Annotated in this window: 1 tRNA gene; it reads left to right on the top strand. The window is 40.1% G+C overall.

Annotated features, from left to right (window positions below):
* The first annotated feature begins 29 nt into the window (after positions 1 to 29).
* Positions 30 to 120, top strand: a tRNA-Ser gene (locus tag B2W91_RS17470).
* Positions 121 to 262: the final 142 nt, after the last annotated feature.

Raw genomic sequence — 262 nt, 5'->3', positions numbered from 1 at the left:
CGAATCCCACTCTCTCCGCCATAACATTTGGAGAAATACTCAAGAGGCCGAAGAGGCGCCCCTGCTAAGGGCGTAGGTCGGGTAACTGGCGCGAGGGTTCAAATCCCTCTTTCTCCGCCACAAAACGCTCAATATTTTGAGCATTTTTAATTTATTAACTACCTGTTTATCATCACCATAGTGATGTTAAAATAAAATATTGACATAGATTCTAAATTATAATATAATAATCTATGTAAATGACACGGAGAGATGGTCGAGT

The organism is Clostridium sp. UBA6640, from assembly GCF_002455975.1.
Classification (GTDB): domain Bacteria; phylum Bacillota; class Clostridia; order Clostridiales; family Clostridiaceae; genus Clostridium_J.
This window is presented reverse-complemented; position numbering and strand designations above follow the sequence as displayed.